Genomic DNA, 15,451 nt, shown 5'->3' with positions numbered 1-15,451 from the left:
GGCAGCGACTGTCTGTACGTAATCTCTTTCACCGCAATGATTTCGACCAACCGCATCGATACCGTCACCGACGCCGACTACGACCGCCTCACCGAAGTCTGGGAAGCGTCCGTGCGCGCCACGCACGATTTTCTCGGCGAGGCCGACATCGCGTTTCTGCGCCCGAAGATTCGCCACGACTATCTGCAGGCGGTGACTTTGCGCGCCTGCACGAACGAGCGCGGAAGCATCGAAGGCTTCATCGGCGTGCTCGAAGGCAACATCGAAATGTTGTTCGTCGCGCCGGAAAGCCGCGGCAGCGGCGTCGGGCGCCAGCTCGTTCGCTACGCCGTCGACGAACTCGGCGCGAGCAAGGTCGATGTCAACGAGCAAAACCCGCAAGCGATCGGTTTCTACGAGCGCATGGGTTTCCGCGCGATCGGCCGCTCGTCGCTCGACGGCCAGGGCAAACCGTTTCCCTTGATCCACATGACGCTGGCTGCGACCGACGGCTGATCAGCGGCGACGCGGCGGTGCGCGGCCGGTTTTGCGCGGCGCTGCATGGCGCGCGCTGCGCGTCACCATCGCGACGATCGTTTCGCGCAGTTCGTCGCGCGCTTGCGCGGCACTGATCTCGCCGACCGCGGCCGCGTGCGACAAGGCTTCGGCGGCGCCGAGCATGCCCCACAAGCCGGCCGCCGCGATCGTGCCCATGCCTGCGAACGGGCCGAGCATGGCGCGGCAGCGGCCGATGAAGGCGACTTCGTAATCGCGCTTGATCTGCTCGAGTTCGGGCGAACCGGCCAGCGCCGCGATCACGCCCGGAATCTCGCGCCCCTGTTGCAACACGCAATCGACGTACGAAGAAGCGATCACCGCGGCGCGCTCGGGCAGGGTCGCGCGGCTCGCCGCCAGCGCCGCATCCATCAAGGCCGTCTGCCGCGCGTCGTATTCGCGATACAGCTCGGCCAAGAGGCCCTGCCGCGTTTGGAAATGATCGTAGACGACCGGCTTGGTCACGCCCGATTGCTCGGCCAATCGCCCCAGCGACAGGGCCTCCGTGCCCTCGCCGCGGATCAGCTGCCAGGCGACGTCGAGCAGCTGGCGGCGGCGATCTTCGCGCGTCATGCGCTGCCGCACGGGCACTGCGGCCGACTTCTTGTTGGAATCGCGGCTTGACACGCTTATATACCGAAAGTAACTTACCAAAAGTAGCTTGAAGTGTACGGGCCGCCACCGGCGCCCGCAATCGAACCGGAGTTCCCCTCATGCACGCGCTGATCGTACTCGCGCATCCCGATCCCGCCTCGCTCACTCACGCCGTCGCCGCCGCGGTCGCGAACGGAGTCTCTTCGACCGGCCATTCGTTCGAGATCGCCGATCTCGCCGCGGAAGGCTTCGATCCGCGCTTCGGCGCCAACGACCTCGCCGTGCATCGGCGCGAAGCGGCGCCCGCCGCCGACGTGCTCGCCGAGCAGGCGCGCATCGACCGCGCCGATGCGCTCGTCTTGGTCTATCCGGTCTATTGGTGGTCGATGCCGGCCCTGCTCAAAGGCTGGATCGATCGCGTGTTCGCCAACGGCTGGGCCTACGACGAAAGCGCCGAGGGCGGCCTGGTCAAGCGCTTGCGCCGGCTGCCGGTGCATCTGCTCGCGCTCGGCGGCGCCGACCTGCGCACCTATGCGCGGCACGCCTATTTCGGCGCGATGAAAACGCAGATCGACCACGGCATCTTCGACTACTGCGGCGCGCGCGTGGCGACCTCCGAACTGCTGCTGCACGCGAACGGTTCGGCCGACTCGCAACTCGATCACGCGCACGCGATCGGCGCGCGTCTGTTCGCCGCGACACGCGGCGAGATCGCTGCCGCCGCATGAGCGCGCAGCGGCGACGCTCGACGCAAAGCTAGGCGACGGAACGCGCCGATTCGTCCGGCGCGGGCGCGCGCAGCAGCGGCACCAGCTGCGCCGGCACCTCGGCGATCGCGTCGGCGCCGGCGTCGAGCAGTTCCTCGCGCGTGCCAAAGCCCCAGCCGACGCCGATCGCGCGCACACCGTTCGCGCGTGCGCCTTCGATGTCGAAATGACGGTCGCCGACCATCGCGGCCGCCTCCGGCGCCACGCCGAAATCAGCCAGCGCCTGCGCGATCATCGTCGCCTTCTCGCTGTGCGCGCTGTCGGGCGGCACCGCGTAGACGCGCGCGAACGCGGCGCCGAACGGCAGGCTCGCGACGATGCGCGGCGCGTACAAGGTGGCCTTCGACGTCACCACCGCCAAGCTCGTACCGGCCGCGGCCAAGGCTTCGATCGCCGCGCCGATGCCGGCGTAGACGACGTGCTCGCTCCAGCCGACGGCCGAATAGCGCTCGCGATACAACTCGACCGCGCGTTCGGTCAACGCCGGATCGTCGCCGAGTACGCGCGGAAACGTCACGCGCAAGGGCGGGCCGATCCAGCCGCGCAGTTCGGCGCGCGACGGCGCCACGGCGCCGAGTTTCTCCAGCGCGTATTCGACCGAGCGGACGATGCCCTCTTCCGAATCGATCAGGGTGCCGTCGAGATCGAACAGGGCGAGCTTCACGCGCGTGCCTTCAGCGCGGCGACCGCCGGCAGCTCCTTCCCTTCGAGAAATTCGAGGAAGGCGCCGCCGCCGGTCGAGATGTAGGAAACGCGATCCTCGACGCCGTACTTCTCGATCGCGGCCAAGGTGTCGCCACCGCCGGCGATCGAGAACGCGTCGGAGGCGGCGATCGCCTGCGCCAGAGTCTTGGTACCGCCGCCGAACGCATCGAACTCGAACACGCCGACCGGCCCGTTCCACACCACCGTGCCGGCCTTGGCGATCAGCTCGGCGTAGCGCTTGGCGGTGTCCGGGCCGATGTCGAGGATCATGTCGCCGTCGCCGACCTCACTCACCTTCTTCACCGTCGCCGGCGCATCGGCCGCGAACGCCGGCGCGACCACCACGTCGCTCGGGATCGGCACCTCGGCGCCGCGCGCTTTCGCGTCGGCAATGATCTTCTTGGCGGTGTCGAGCAGGTCCGGTTCGAACAGCGACTTGCCGACCTTGTGCCCGACCGCGGCGATGAAGGTGTTGGCGATGCCGCCGCCGACGATCAGCTGATCGATCTTGCCGACCAGGTTCTCGAGCAGGGTCAGCTTGGTCGACACCTTGGAGCCGGCCACGATCGCGAGCAGAGGCCGCGCCGGCTTGTCCAGCGCCTGCGCCAGCGCGTCCAGCTCGGCCATCAACAGCGGTCCGCCGGCGGCGACCTTGGCGTAGCGGATCGCGCCATGAGTGGAAGCCTGCGCGCGGTGCGCGGTGCCGAACGCGTCCATCACGAACACGTCGCAGAGCGCGGCGTACTTCTTCGACAGCGCCTCGTCGTCCTTGCCCTCGCCGACGTTCATGCGGCAGTTCTCGAGCAAGACCAGCTGGCCCGGCTGCACCTCCACACCGTCGAGCCAGTCGCGCAACAGCGGCACCTCGCGACCGAGCAGTTCGCCCAGGCGCTTGGCCACCGGTGCGAGCGAATCCTCCGCGCTCCACTGCCCCTCTTTCGGCCGGCCGAGGTGCGAGGTCACCATCACCGCCGCGCCCTTGTCGAGCGCGAGGCGGATCGTCGGCAAGGAGGCCACGATGCGCGTCTCCGAGGTGATGCGGCCCTCCTCGATGGGAACGTTCAGATCCTCGCGGATCAGCACGCGTTTGCCGGCGAGATCTAGATCGCTCATGCGGACGACGGACATCGGGAACTCCTGAAACGGGCGGTATCGCGGCCCGCCATTACAGCGGCAGCCCCGCGGCCGCGCAATGCTCGCTCGCGCCGCCGGCTCAGGAATCGGCGCAGACCAGCGGCCGCCGCACGGCCGAAGGCGGGTATTTCGCCAACAGCGCGGCGGCACGCCGCGGGCGTGGCTGCAGCTCACCGCCGCAGTTCGGGCAGGCGCCGTGCAGGCGCGATTCGACACAGGCGGCGCAGTAGGTGCATTCGAACGAGCAGATTCGCGCGTCGCTCGCATCGGGCGGCAGATCCTTACCGCAGCATTCGCAATGTGCGCGCAGTTCGAGCATGACCGGGCTCCCGCAAGATGGGCGCGCAGCATCGCCGCGAACCGCAAACCGTGGAACAGCCAGTGCACTCGCCGCGGCAGGAGCCAATGCCGCGTGCGCGACGCCGGCAATGGCCCTATCGCGCGGCCGCGGCGGCGCTAGGATGCGCGCTCCGACGGAGCGCGCGATGAGCACCCACACGAGCACAGTACGCTGGCAGCGCGGCGAGGCCGATTTCGCCGCCGGACGCTATTCGCGCCGCCACGAATGGCGCTTCGACGGCGGCGCCGTGGTGCCCGCCTCGCCCTCACCCTCGGTGGTGCCGGCGCCGTGGTCGGACCCGGCCGGGGTCGATCCCGAGGAAGCTTTCGTCGCCGCGATCTCAAGCTGCCACATGCTCTGGTTCCTCTCGCTCGCGGCCGAGCGCGGCTACGTCGTCGATCGCTACGAAGACGAAGCGGTCGGCACGATGGCGCGCATCGCGCCGGGCCGCCAGGCGATCACCGAGGTCGCGCTGCGCCCGCGCATCGGCTACGCCGCCGGCCACGCCCCCGATGCCGCCGCGGCCGCGGCATTGCACGAAGCCGCGCACGAACGCTGCTTCATCGCCAACTCGGTCAAGACCGCGATCCGCGTCGAGCCGCGCTGAACGGCCGCAGGAGCCGCCGCCGCGGCGAGGTTTACGCCGTCGCGACAAGTCCTTAGACTACGCGCCCCCTCGTGGCTATGTAGCTCAGCCGGTTAGAGCACAGCACTCATAATGCTGGGGTCGGTGGTTCGAGCCCACCCATAGCCACCATCCGCATTCTTCGAGAAAAGCCTCGCCGTTCGGCGGGGCTTTTTTGTTGGCCGCCGGCGTGACGATCAGCAGGCATCCTCGGTTGTCGATTTGGGCGATGATCGTTCGTCGTCCAGATGAAGCCTCCTCCGACCCGGAGACTTCGACCCCTCTGACCACCCACAGGAAAATTCCATGCCCAAGATGATCTTCGTCAGCCTGCCGATCGCCGACCTCGCAGCCTCGACTGCGTTCTACAAGGCCCTCGGTTTCGAGCGGAACCCGCACTTCAGCGACGACAGCGGCGCCTGCATGGTGTGGAGCGAGGCGATCTACGTCATGCTGGTCACGCACCCCAAGTGGCGCACCTTCACGCAGCGGCCGTTGCCGGCGGCCGGATCGGCCGGGCACATGCTGTCGCTGTCGATGGACAGCCGCGACGACGTCGATGCGATGAACCGCACCGCCGCCGCGCACGGCGGCCAGGCCGACGTGAACCCGCCCGAGGATCACGGCTTCATGTTCACGCGCGACCTCGCCGATCCGGATGGACATGTGTGGGCGATGGTGTGGATGGATCCGGCGGCGGTTCCGCACGAGGACAAGGCGAGCTGAAATCGCACTCGCTGCGCGACTTTCTCAGGCGCGCGCGCGGCGGCCGCGCGCTTCGATTCGCACTCACGGACTCGCCGCTTCCGCCTCGCGCCCGAACATCCCCGCCACCCAATCGATGAACACCCGCACACGCAGGCTCAGCTGCCGATTGCGCGGATAGAGGACGTACACCGGCGTCGGCGAAGGCGGTGTTTCGGGCAAGACTTCGACCAACTCGCCGTTCGCGAGCCGGCTCTCGATCGCATAGCGCGGCACCTGGATCAGCCCATGACCGTGGCTGGCCGCCGCGCGATAGGTATCGCCGCCGTCGACCGACAAAGTCGCCGACAGCGCCACCGTCTTGCGCTGCCCTTCGACCATGAATTCGAGCGGCAGCACGCCGCCGGTGGCCGACGAACGGAAGCCGACCATGCGCTGGCCTTGCAACGCATCCCAACGGGTCGGCGTGCCGTGGCGAGAGAGATACTCGGGCGAGGCGACAGTGGCTTCGCGCAACAGCGCGATGCGCCGCGAAGCGAGATCGCTCTCGCGCGGCTCACCGGCGCGCAGCACACAATCGATGCCTTCGCGCACGAGGTCGATGTAGCGGTCGCTCTCGCTGAGATACAGCTCGATGTCGGGGTAGTCGTCGAAGAAACCGCGCAGGCCCGGCACGATGAAGTGGCGCGCCTGGGTGCCGTGCACGCCGACGCGTAAGAGCCCTTTCGGCTTGGCCGCGCTGAACGCGCTGTCGGCGTCTTCGACGTCGGCCAGGATCGCCAGGCAGCGCTGGTAGTAGGCCTCGCCGTCGAGAGTGGTGCGCACTTGCCGCGTGGTGCGTTCGAGCAAGCGCACCTTGAGCCGCGCTTCGAGGCGCTTGATCGCGTCGGTCGCGGTCGAGGCCGGCAGGTTCAGGTCTTCGGCGGCGCGGCTGAAGCTGCTGCGCTCGACCACCCGCACGAAGACCCGCATGGTGTCGAACCGATCCATTATTCGCCGTATCCGGATAATGATCGCGAATCATCCCCGATTATCTCCTAGAGCGGAAGTGTCAAGTTAGCGCCACCGGTAGCCCCGGATCGCTTTCAACCCCCTCAGGAGACATCGCATGTCGAACTCAACTCCCCGCATCGCCCTGGTCACCGGCGCCAGCCGCGGTCTCGGCCGCAACATGGCCATCGCGCTCGCCCGCAAGGGTGTGGATATCGTCGGCACCTACCGCAGCAACAAGGCCGAAGCCGCCGCGACCCAGGCCGCGATCGAAGCGCTCGGCCGCAAGGCGGTCATGTTCGCGCTCGATACCGGCGAGGTGTCGGGCTTTCCGACCTTCGCGGTCGACCTCAAGCAAGCGCTGGCCGCGAACTGGAACCGCGCCACCTTCGACTATCTGGTCAACAACGCCGGCATCGGCATCCACGTGCCGTTCGCCGAGACCACCGAGGCGGATTTCGACCGCCTGATGAACATCCATCTGAAGGGCGTGTTCTTCCTCACCCAGACCCTGCTGCCGCTGATCGCCGACGGCGGCCGCATCGTCAACCTGTCGAGCGGCCTGGCGCGCTTCAGCACGCCCGGCTACGCCGCCTATGCCGTGATGAAGGGCGGCGTCGAAGTACTGACGCGTTATCTGGCCAAGGAACTCGGCTCGCGCGGCATCGCGGTCAACACCATCGCGCCCGGCGCGATCGAAACCGACTTCGCCGGCGGCTCGGTGCGCGACAACCAGCAGGTCAAAGCGCTCATCGCCAGCGTCACCGCGCTCGGCCGCCCCGGCCTGCCCGACGACATCGGTCCCGCGGTCGCTTCGCTTTTGAGCGAGGACAACCGCTGGATCAATGCGCAGCGCATCGAAGTGTCCGGCGGCATGTTCATCTGAGCCATCTCTCAAGGAGCATCGATCATGAAACACGTCATCCTCATCACCGGCGCTTCCAGCGGCTTCGGCGCCCTCAGCGCGCGTTCGCTGGCCGACGCCGGCCACACCGTCTACGCCGGCATGCGCGACACCAACGGCCGCAACGCGGCGCAAGTGCAGGCGGCCAAGGCCTATGCCGACGAACATCGCGTCGACCTGCGCGCGGTCGAACTCGACGTGCAGTCCGACACCTCGGCGCAGAGCGCGATCGAGCGCATCGTGCAGGAGCAAGCGCGCCTCGACGTCGTCATCCACAACGCCGGCCACATGGTGTTCGGCCCGGCCGAAGCGTTCACGCCGGAGCAGTACGCGCAGCTCTACGACGTCAACGTGCTCGGCACGCAGCGCGTCAATCGCGCCGCGCTGCCGCTGTTGCGCAAGCAGGGACGCGGCTTGCTGGTGTGGGTGTCTTCGAGCAGCACGCGCGGCGGCACGCCGCCCTATCTCGCACCGTACTTCGCGGCGAAGGCGGCGATGGACGCGGTCGCGATCAGCTACGCCGGCGAACTCGCGCGCTGGGGCATCGAGACCTCGATCGTCGTGCCCGGCGCATTCACCCAAGGCACCAACCACTTCGCCCATGCCGGCGCACCGGCCGACGAAGCGCGCGCGAACGAATACGCCAAGGGTCCCACCGCCGATCTTCCCGAGATCGCACTGAAGGGCCTGGCCGCGCTGGAGCCCGCCGATGCGGACGCCGGCGAGGTCGCGCGCGCGATCGTGCGCGTGGTCGACGCACCGTTCGGCAAGCGCCCGTTCCGCGTGCACATCGATCCGTCGCAGGACGGTGCCGAGATCGTCAACGGCGTCGCCGACCGCGTGCGCGCCGAGCTGCTGCGCCGGATCGGGCTGGAAGACTTGCTGCATCCCAAGCACTGAAGCGGCCACTGGATTTTCGAGGGAGGCGCCGAACTCGGCCCTCCCTTTTTGTTTGCCGGCCGCTCTTCTGCGCGAGTCGAGCAGCTAGGAGCGCCGCGCGCGGCAGCTGTCCGCCGTTTCGGCCGGCGCCAGATCGACGATGAAGGAATCGAGGCGGCCGTCGATCGTGCCCCAACCGGCCAGACGCTTGCCGTCGCCGCTGATCGCGGTGAGCACCGACGGCCGCCAACGCGGCGGCAATCGAATCGCGTGCTCGGCCAACAGCTGCGCGAGCGTCACGATCGATCGCCCCTCGATCCACAGCACCGCTTCGCGCCGGTCGCCGCTGCCGGCAGCACCGACCAGGATGCGGCCGTCGTCGCTGCCGGCGAGCAGATGCAGCGGTGCCGGCGCGCCGTTCGCCGCCAACCTGCTCGCGCCGTCGGCGGCCGTCCATCGATAGAGCGAAAGTTCGCCGTCGCGCCGCGCGGATGCGCCGATCAGCACGTCGCCGCGACGATTGGCGCCGAGCCAGGGTGCGTCCGTCTCCTCGTTCGGCGCGAGCAAGATCGGCGCGCGATCGTCTTGCCACAAGACTCCGCTCGCCCCGCGCGAACTCTGTATCCAACCGTAGATGCGACCGCCTTCGCCGAGGCCGAGCGCACGCGCGGAAGCGCCCGCGAGCGGCGCGGGCAATTCGCGCATGCCTTCGGCGAGCGTCCACACGAAAGCCGCCTGCCCTTGCGTGCTTCGGCGCGCGCTGCCGACGATGCGCGGCGCGTCGGAAATGCCGAAGGCCTCGCTGATCTGCCCGATCGAAGACGAGTCGGCCAGACCGCCGAGCCGATGCGCTCGGCCGTCGGCATCCCAATACGCCGCCACCTGGCGCGCCTGCTCGTCGAGCAGCGAGCCGGCCACGTAGCGCCCGCTGGCGGACAGGCCGCGGACCGTGAGTGCTTCACGCAGCAGCTCGACGCCGCCGGCGGCCGACCAGCGAAAACCGCCGGCGGTACTGCCGACCAGGCTGCCTGCCGCGACGCAACCTTCGTGCGAAAGCGCGATCAGCTGACTGCCCGGCACATCGAGCGGCTGGAAACCGGCGTGCGCGAACGCGGCCGGATACAGCGCGACGAACAGGCGGCAGAGGCGCTTAAGCACGACGAACTCGCAAGAATGTGCGGAAGACCGCGCGCATCCGATGCGCGCGGAAACCGTCCACCTCTCGATCGCGGCGCGATACCGCAACGCGATCTTCACCGGCGCTCCGTCGCCGCGCGCACGCTGCGACGCATTCGCTCGACGCCGGCATCGTCTCAACGCGCCGAGGCATCGAAGCCGTCGGCGAACAGACGATCGTCCGCCGTCAGGTCGAGCCGAACCGGCACTTCGAGCAGCGGCTGCGCCGGGTCGTTGCTCGCGAAGCAGAGATCGGCCGTGTGTACGCCCGGCGTCAGAGCGGCGGTGGCGGCCTCGACCGTCAGGCTTTGCGTGCCGCCCGCGGCGACGCTGCCGCTGTCCTCCGACGTGCGCAACCAGTCGGGCAGCGCGCAAGACAAGCGGCGCTCGACGCGCAGCACGCGATTGCCGACGTAGAGCGGGCCACCGAAATAGGCGTAGCGGCCGGCCGGATCGATCACCGCGGCGAACAAGCCGTTCTCGACCACGTCGGTTTGAACGGCACCGACGCGAACGAAGTCGTGCAGATCGAGTTCGACCAGGCGCGTGGCGGCGCCGATGGTGCTGGCGATGTAGGCGTAGCGGCCGTAGGGATCGATCACCGCGGCGCTGGTGCAGCATTCGAGGTTGTTCCCCGACAGCGCCATCACGGCAGCGATGCGGAATCGGCTCAGGTCGAGCTTGATCAGTTGCGCGCCGACGAACGGGTTGCCGGTATCGGTAGCGAAGTAGGCGAAGTCGCCGCTCGGGTCTAGCAAGGCCGCGGCGAGATAGCCGTCCGCCACGCGCAGACTGTCGAGGCGGCGAAAGTCGGTCAGGTCGATCTTCACCACCTTGCCCGCGTAGGGACCGGTGCCGAAGTAGGCGAACTCGCCGGCGCGATCGATCACGGCGGAGACCAGGTAGTTCTCATCCTGCGCGCTGTCCAGCTCGATCGCCCCGACACGCGCGAAGTTCGCCAGATCGACCTTCACCACGCGGCCGGGATCGGTGCGCGTGCCGAAGTAGGCGAATGCACCGTTCGGATCGATCACCGCGGATCCGAGCAAATCCTCGCCGGCCGCCAACGTGATCGTGCCGGCGCGCTCGAAGCGGTCGAGGTCGATGCGCACCACGCGGCCCGGCGCCGTTTGCGTGCCGAAGTAGGCGTAACGGCCGGCCGGGTCGATCACCGCAGAAACCAGACGGTCTTCGCCCGTCGGCAAGGTGATCGCGCCGACGTGCGCGAAGGTCGACAGATCGACCTTCACGATCTGCGCCGGCGAAGCGCTGGTACCGAAATACGCGTAGCGACCTTCGGCGTCGACCACCGCTGCGGTGGTGGCGATGTCGCCGCTGACGGCGGGGTCGCCGTCGAGCTGGAGCGGCAGGAATCCGTCGAGGTGCGACGCCACGCTTTGGCGCGAGAGAGTCCAGTCGAGCGCGGCGATGCCGGTGTTGAGGATCGACAAATCCCAGCTGACGCTCTCGCCCACCGGCAAGGTACGCGACAGGCTGCCGGGCACGACGGCGACGGCCGGCGCGGGTTCGCGCACGAGCAGGTTGACCGCCAGCGCGTCGGACTGCGTGTCGGCACCGACGGCACTGCTGACGCACAGCTGCGCAGCGTAGGAACCGGCGGCGAGACCGTTCGCTGCGACCGTGACGTCGACCTTCGCGCTGGCGCCCGCGGCGAGAGTGCCGGACGCGGGAGCGGGAGTCAGCCAGGACAGCGTCGTCGACGTCGCGCAGCCTTGCACCGGATCGGCCGTCGCGATGGTCCAGGCGAGCGTGCTGTCAGCGCGATTGACGATCGACAGCGTGGCGCTGCTGTTGCTCTCGCGCACGAGGTCGAAGCCGAACTGCGGCGGCGACACCTCGGCCAGTCGCACCTCGATCGACAACGGCAGCGCCGCGCGCGGCGTCAGCGGGTCGTCGCTCTGCAGGCACAGCGCGGCTTCGTGGCGGCCGACGGCGAGGCCGGTCGCGTCGAAGCCGACATCGACGGTCTGACTCGAACCGCCAGCAACCGCACCGCTGCCGGGCGCGATGCTGGCCCAGTTCGGCAGGTCGCAATGGCGTGCCTGATCGCTGACCTTGACGATGCGACCGGGAAACGTCGAGGTGACGAAGTAGAGCCCGCCGTCGGTGGGGTCGATCACGACGGCGTCGGGCCTGCTCTCGCCTTCGTTCAGCGCGACCGCGCCGACGCGGCTGAAGCTTGCGAGATCGACCTTGACCACGCGCGCCGGCGTGACCCGGTCGGTGCCGGTGCCGAAATACGCAAACGCGCCGTCCGCCGAGATCGCCGCCGCTTTGGCCCAAGGCTCGCCCGTTTGCAACGTCAAAGTATCGGCGAGGCTGAAGCTGGCCAGGTCGATCTTCACCACTTGGCCGGGATTGGTGCCTTCGGTGCCGAAGTAGGCGTAGCGGCTGTTCGGGTCGATCAATGCCGATGCGAGCAAGGTACCGACTCCGGTATCGAGCGTGCCGGCCAGGCTGAAGTCGGCCAGGTCGATCTTGGCCACGCTGCCCAAGGCCACTCCGAAATACGCGGCCTGGCCGGCCGGGTCCATCACCGCGGCATTGACCAAGGCGCCGAGCTCACCCAGATCGAGCGCACCGACGCGTTCGAAGCGCTGCAGATCGATTTTGACGATGTGCACGGGATAGGAATCGGTGCCGAAGTAAGCGAACTCGCCGGCGGGGTCGATCACGGCCGCGCGCAAAACCTCCTCGCCCGGCGCCAAGCCGATCGCGCCGACCCGCTCGAAGCGCTGCAAGTCGATCTTGACCACCTTGCCCGGATAGGTGCCGGTACCGAAGTAGGCGTAGTGGCCGGCCGGATCGATCACGGCCGAATACGGATAGCTTTCCGATTCCCCCTCCTCGCCACCGAGCAAGGTGATCGCCCCGACGCGCTGCAGCGTCAGCAGATCGACTTTGACGATCTGGCCCGGCGCGGTGCCGGTACCGAAATAGGCGTAGCGGCCGGCCGGATCGACCACCGCCGACGCGGGCAGATATTCGCTCGGCTCGAGCACGAGCGCGGCTTCGCGGCGCAATTCGCGCACGACCGTGTTCTGGTCGAGCGCTTGCCAGTTCAGCGGATCGCTGCCGAGGTTGCGAATCGAGAGCGGTTGCGTCGCCGACTGCCCCGGTGCCAGCGTGGCCGAGAGACGGTCGGGGTCGAGCGCGATGACCGGCGCCGCGATCGACGCCGTTGCGAACAGGCCGGCCAGCGCCATCAGCGCACGCGCCAACCAGGTGTTCGTGGATGCGGAGCGCGGCGCGGCGACGACAGGAATGGGTGTCGACATGATTGCTTCCCTCAAATAGTTGCGGCTTGGCACGGATGGCCGCGGAGCGACCCGGCAACCTGCGCCGTCGACCGTTCCCGCCTGCCAGCAGCGTGTGTCGGGCCGGCGGCGAACACCGCAACGGCGGCGCAAGGCACGCGCAAAGAACACGCAACGACGCCGGCAATGGCGCACACCGACGTGGGTTCGTCATTCGCCGCAAGCCTTCTGGTCGCATCCCGTACCACGGCGTACGCGCCGACGCCGGTCAGTAACCCAAGGTCGCCGCTTGCGCACCGACGAGCGCGACCGCCTTCGCGCGCGCCGCGGCGGCCAATGCACCATCGCCGTTGGCCTGGTAGATCGCCGCCGTCGCCAGCGCGACACGGTAGTCGCGATCGGCCACGCCGGCGAGACGGCCGGCGAGCGGCAACGCGCGCGCCGGACCACCACCGTCGCTCAGCTGTCGGCGAACCTGCGCCAGCCCCGACTCGACCACAAGATCGCTGCGCCCGTGCCGGTCGGCCAAGGCGAGAGCACGGGCGAAATCGCGTTCGGCCGCAGCCGCTTCGGCCGGCGCGGCGACTTCCGCACGCGCCAGCGCGAGGCTGTATTCGTCCTCCCACGCCGCCTCGCCGGTGTCCGTGTGGCTGGCGGCCCACGCTTCGAGCCAGCGACGTGCCGTCGCCGCATCGCCGACGCGCACGGCGGCGGAAACCAGCAGCCGCAAGGCCACGCGATCGCTCACCTCGCTGGTCGGGTCTTCGCCGTGGCGAATGCGCTCGAGCAAGCCTTCTCCCGCCCGCACCACCGCGGCGAAATCGCCGTCGCGGTAGCGGATCTGCGCGCGCAGCACATCGAACTGCGGATCGCCGCGGGCTTGCGGGAGCGCATTGAGGTAGGCGTCGAGTTCGCGCGTCGCATCGAGCAATCGTGCGCCGGCGATCAAGGCACGGATGCGCATCGAGGCGAGCCGGCGCTTCAGACCCGGATTTTCGAGCTGCGGCAGCAGATTCAACCAGCGTTCGGTGGTGGCCAGCGCCGCCGCATTGTCGAGTACGGTCAGCTGCACGTCGGCCTTGCCGAGCAGACTGGTCGCGAGCACGTCGGCGACGCCGTAACGCAAGCTCACCTCGATCGCGCGGTTCATCGCTGCCAGCGCCGCGTCGTAACGATTGCGGTACGACTCCACCAGGCCGGTGTTGAAATCGAGGATGCCGAGCGCGAGGCTGTCGCCGTTGCGTTCCATTTCGACGCGTGCGCGCCCGAAATCCACCATGGCTTCTTCGTGCTTGCCGAGCCCGCCGAACATCACGCCGCGCTCCATGTAGGCCGTGCCGAGCATGTCGCGCGGACCGTTTTTTTCCAGCAAGTCGATGGCACGGGATTGGAAGCGTTCGCCTTCGGCGTAGTCGCCGCGGCGCATGGCGACATTGCCCAGGCCGTTGTACGCGCGCACGCGGATGCTGTTGGCGTTCTCCGGCGTATCCGCGCTGAGCGTCTCGAACAGGCTTGCGGCATCGTCCAGCCGGCCGCTGCGGAAGGCGACGCGCGCGGCGCGAATCGCCAGCTCCGGACGATCGCGATCGCCGGCCGGAGCCTCCTCGATCAGCGTGCGCGCGGCGGCGAGCTCGCCTTTGAGGAAGGCCGCATCGACCCGCTGCAAGCGTTCGGTGAGTCCGGGCTGAGTGTCGACCGCTACCGGCGCCGCAATGCCCAGGCTCGCAAGGAAATGGCGATTCGCTTCCGCCGCCGCGTCCAGCGGGCGCGCGCCGGCGCCGCTGTAGGTGCGCAGATCGTTGCCGTGATAGACGTCCAGCTCGAACGTCCACGCCTCGGCTGCGCGGGCCGCGCGCGGCATCAGCACGTACGAAGCGCCGGTGATCGAACGGATTCGGTGCACGTCGCCGCCGTCGCGCGTCGCACTCGAGGGTTCGTCGCCGACCACCGCCAGCGCCTGGCGGCTGGAAAGCACGGGCAAGCTGGCTTGGTCGCGCAAGCGCGCGGCGATGTATTCCATGCCGCCCAGCCGCAGCCAAGCGCTTTCGCTGTCGAGGCCGCTGATGGCGACGGGCAAGACCAGATAGGTATCGCGGCCGTCGCCGGGGCGGCCCGCCGCGGCGGGTGTCTCAGGCCTAGAGCGCAGCCATAGGAACGACAACACGGCGGCGAGCAAGATCGAAACGGCGACTGCGATGAAGATCGGCCAGCGGCGTGGCGACGACGCCGAAAGCTCTGGTCCTCCAGCGCGCCCGGGCATCGCTTTCGGCGGCGGCGAGTCTTGCGCCTCGTGACGCGATTCCGTGACAGCAGGCGGATCGCGCGACGGCACCGGCAAGTCCAACATCGCCTGCTCCAGCGGAGCGAGCCAGCGATAGCCGAAGCGCGGCACGGTCGCGATCGTCGTTCGCTCGGCGCCGGTATCGCCGAGCGCGAGGCGGGCGCCGCGCAAAGTCTGCCCGAGCAGATGGTCGCTGACGTCCAGCCGCCCCCATACCGCGGAAATGAGTTCGTCGCGACCGACCGCGCGGTCGCGATGCTCGATCAGGTAGAGCAGGCATTCGAGCGATTTGGGCGCGATCGCGATCCGCTCGCCGCCATCGCCGCGGAGCTCGCGCGACTTCGAATCCAGCTCGAATCGCCCGAATCGATAGACGAGTCTATGCATCGCAGGACCTGACCAACCGCAGCCCCCAATCGCCTGCCCGAGCTGCCGCCGGTCGCCGCCGCAGCGGTGCCTGGCGATGCCCTCGCCGCCTCGCGCCGAAGCTTTAGATGGTACGTGGTCCCGCTCGCGAGCGTCGACCTCGTGCTGCCACT

Annotated in this window: 14 protein-coding genes and 1 tRNA gene; 7 read left to right on the top strand and 8 right to left on the bottom strand. The window is 68.7% G+C overall.

All coding sequences use genetic code 11. The features are described 5' to 3' along the window. Positions 1-36: 36 nt before the first annotated feature. The gene (locus AC3QL3_RS03165; RefSeq protein ID WP_492896842.1) at positions 37-495 is read left to right on the top strand and encodes a GNAT family N-acetyltransferase; all 459 of its coding nucleotides are present in this window, start codon (positions 37-39) and stop codon (positions 493-495) included. Here the strand turns inward: AC3QL3_RS03165 and AC3QL3_RS03160 are convergent, their stop codons facing one another. Then, on the bottom strand, positions 496-1,107 hold the full coding sequence (locus AC3QL3_RS03160) for a TetR/AcrR family transcriptional regulator (protein ID WP_492898840.1): 612 nt from the start codon (positions 1,105-1,107) through the stop codon (positions 496-498). Between the two features lie 140 nt (positions 1,108-1,247). Between AC3QL3_RS03160 and AC3QL3_RS03155 the strand changes: the two genes are divergently transcribed. Next, positions 1,248-1,856, top strand: a complete 609-nt coding sequence (locus AC3QL3_RS03155) for an NAD(P)H-dependent oxidoreductase (protein WP_492896840.1) — start codon at positions 1,248-1,250, stop codon at positions 1,854-1,856. A 28-nt stretch (positions 1,857-1,884) separates the two neighbouring features. On the opposite strand, the gene AC3QL3_RS03150 is transcribed toward AC3QL3_RS03155, so the two are convergent. The 3 genes from AC3QL3_RS03150 to AC3QL3_RS03140 form a co-directional block, all read right to left on the bottom strand. Then, positions 1,885-2,559 carry an HAD hydrolase-like protein gene (locus AC3QL3_RS03150; RefSeq protein ID WP_492896839.1) on the bottom strand — a complete coding sequence of 225 codons (675 nt, stop codon included), beginning with the start codon at positions 2,557-2,559 and terminating at the stop codon, positions 1,885-1,887. Continuing rightward, complete coding sequence (locus AC3QL3_RS03145; protein WP_492896838.1) at positions 2,556-3,728, bottom strand: phosphoglycerate kinase; 1,173 nt, start codon at positions 3,726-3,728, stop codon at positions 2,556-2,558. The genes AC3QL3_RS03150 and AC3QL3_RS03145 overlap by 4 nt, the downstream gene beginning before the upstream one ends. 85 nt (positions 3,729-3,813) lie before the next feature. After that, on the bottom strand, positions 3,814-4,053 hold the full coding sequence (locus AC3QL3_RS03140; RefSeq protein ID WP_492896837.1) for a DUF1272 domain-containing protein: 240 nt from the start codon (positions 4,051-4,053) through the stop codon (positions 3,814-3,816). Positions 4,054-4,219: 166 nt separating this feature from the next. Between AC3QL3_RS03140 and AC3QL3_RS03135 the strand changes: the two genes are divergently transcribed. The 3 genes from AC3QL3_RS03135 (at position 4,220) to AC3QL3_RS03125 (ending at position 5,425) form a co-directional block, all read left to right on the top strand. Beyond that, positions 4,220-4,681 carry an OsmC family protein gene (locus AC3QL3_RS03135; RefSeq protein ID WP_492896836.1) on the top strand — a complete coding sequence of 154 codons (462 nt, stop codon included), beginning with the start codon at positions 4,220-4,222 and terminating at the stop codon, positions 4,679-4,681. Positions 4,682-4,754: 73 nt separating this feature from the next. Continuing rightward, positions 4,755-4,831 (top strand) — tRNA-Met (locus tag AC3QL3_RS03130). 174 nt (positions 4,832-5,005) lie between these two features. Then, positions 5,006-5,425, top strand: a complete 420-nt coding sequence (locus tag AC3QL3_RS03125; protein ID WP_492896835.1) for a VOC family protein — start codon at positions 5,006-5,008, stop codon at positions 5,423-5,425. A gap of 63 nt (positions 5,426-5,488) precedes the next feature. On the opposite strand, the gene AC3QL3_RS03120 is transcribed toward AC3QL3_RS03125, so the two are convergent. After that, entirely contained in the window at positions 5,489-6,394 is a 906-nt protein-coding gene (locus tag AC3QL3_RS03120) for a LysR family transcriptional regulator (protein WP_492896834.1), read from the bottom strand. A 118-nt stretch (positions 6,395-6,512) separates the two neighbouring features. Here AC3QL3_RS03120 and AC3QL3_RS03115 point away from each other — a divergent pair, with 118 nt between their 5' ends. Both AC3QL3_RS03115 and AC3QL3_RS03110 read left to right on the top strand, forming a co-directional pair. Further along, a complete protein-coding gene (locus AC3QL3_RS03115; RefSeq protein WP_492896833.1) occupies positions 6,513-7,280 on the top strand; it encodes an SDR family NAD(P)-dependent oxidoreductase in 768 nt (255 codons plus the stop codon). A gap of 24 nt (positions 7,281-7,304) precedes the next feature. Continuing rightward, positions 7,305-8,198, top strand: coding sequence for an SDR family oxidoreductase (locus tag AC3QL3_RS03110; RefSeq protein WP_492896832.1), 894 nt, complete (start codon positions 7,305-7,307; stop codon positions 8,196-8,198). Positions 8,199-8,282: 84 nt separating this feature from the next. Here the strand turns inward: AC3QL3_RS03110 and AC3QL3_RS03105 are convergent, their stop codons facing one another. The 3 genes from AC3QL3_RS03105 to AC3QL3_RS03095 form a co-directional block, all read right to left on the bottom strand. Then, positions 8,283-9,335 carry a hypothetical protein gene (locus tag AC3QL3_RS03105; protein WP_492896831.1) on the bottom strand — a complete coding sequence of 351 codons (1,053 nt, stop codon included), beginning with the start codon at positions 9,333-9,335 and terminating at the stop codon, positions 8,283-8,285. A gap of 155 nt (positions 9,336-9,490) precedes the next feature. Next, the gene (locus AC3QL3_RS03100) at positions 9,491-12,652 is read right to left on the bottom strand and encodes a BACON domain-containing protein (RefSeq protein WP_492896830.1); all 3,162 of its coding nucleotides are present in this window, start codon (positions 12,650-12,652) and stop codon (positions 9,491-9,493) included. 247 nt (positions 12,653-12,899) lie between these two features. Continuing rightward, on the bottom strand, positions 12,900-15,299 hold the full coding sequence (locus AC3QL3_RS03095) for a winged helix-turn-helix domain-containing protein (RefSeq protein ID WP_492896829.1): 2,400 nt from the start codon (positions 15,297-15,299) through the stop codon (positions 12,900-12,902). Positions 15,300-15,451: the final 152 nt, after the last annotated feature.

The organism is Dokdonella sp. GW821-FHT11D02 (genome assembly GCF_058808595.1).
Note: the sequence above shows the minus strand (reverse complement) of the source record. Positions and strands in the feature narration are given on the sequence as shown.

What these genes read in the sequence shown, in the direction of transcription:
- AC3QL3_RS03165 (WP_492896842.1), top strand. Translation starts at nt 37, where the DNA reads ATGATTTCGACCAACCGCATCGATACCGTCACCGACGCCGACTACGAC.
- AC3QL3_RS03160 (WP_492898840.1), bottom strand. Translation starts at nt 1,107, where the DNA reads ATGACGCGCGAAGATCGCCGCCGCCAGCTGCTCGACGTCGCCTGGCAG.
- AC3QL3_RS03155 (WP_492896840.1), top strand. Translation starts at nt 1,248, where the DNA reads ATGCACGCGCTGATCGTACTCGCGCATCCCGATCCCGCCTCGCTCACT.
- AC3QL3_RS03145 (WP_492896838.1), bottom strand. Translation starts at nt 3,728, where the DNA reads ATGTCCGTCGTCCGCATGAGCGATCTAGATCTCGCCGGCAAACGCGTG.
- AC3QL3_RS03140 (WP_492896837.1), bottom strand. Translation starts at nt 4,053, where the DNA reads ATGCTCGAACTGCGCGCACATTGCGAATGCTGCGGTAAGGATCTGCCG.
- AC3QL3_RS03135 (WP_492896836.1), top strand. Translation starts at nt 4,220, where the DNA reads ATGAGCACCCACACGAGCACAGTACGCTGGCAGCGCGGCGAGGCCGAT.
- AC3QL3_RS03125 (WP_492896835.1), top strand. Translation starts at nt 5,006, where the DNA reads ATGCCCAAGATGATCTTCGTCAGCCTGCCGATCGCCGACCTCGCAGCC.
- AC3QL3_RS03120 (WP_492896834.1), bottom strand. Translation starts at nt 6,394, where the DNA reads ATGGATCGGTTCGACACCATGCGGGTCTTCGTGCGGGTGGTCGAGCGC.
- AC3QL3_RS03115 (WP_492896833.1), top strand. Translation starts at nt 6,513, where the DNA reads ATGTCGAACTCAACTCCCCGCATCGCCCTGGTCACCGGCGCCAGCCGC.
- AC3QL3_RS03110 (WP_492896832.1), top strand. Translation starts at nt 7,305, where the DNA reads ATGAAACACGTCATCCTCATCACCGGCGCTTCCAGCGGCTTCGGCGCC.
- AC3QL3_RS03100 (WP_492896830.1), bottom strand. Translation starts at nt 12,652, where the DNA reads ATGTCGACACCCATTCCTGTCGTCGCCGCGCCGCGCTCCGCATCCACG.
- AC3QL3_RS03095 (WP_492896829.1), bottom strand. Translation starts at nt 15,299, where the DNA reads ATGCATAGACTCGTCTATCGATTCGGGCGATTCGAGCTGGATTCGAAG.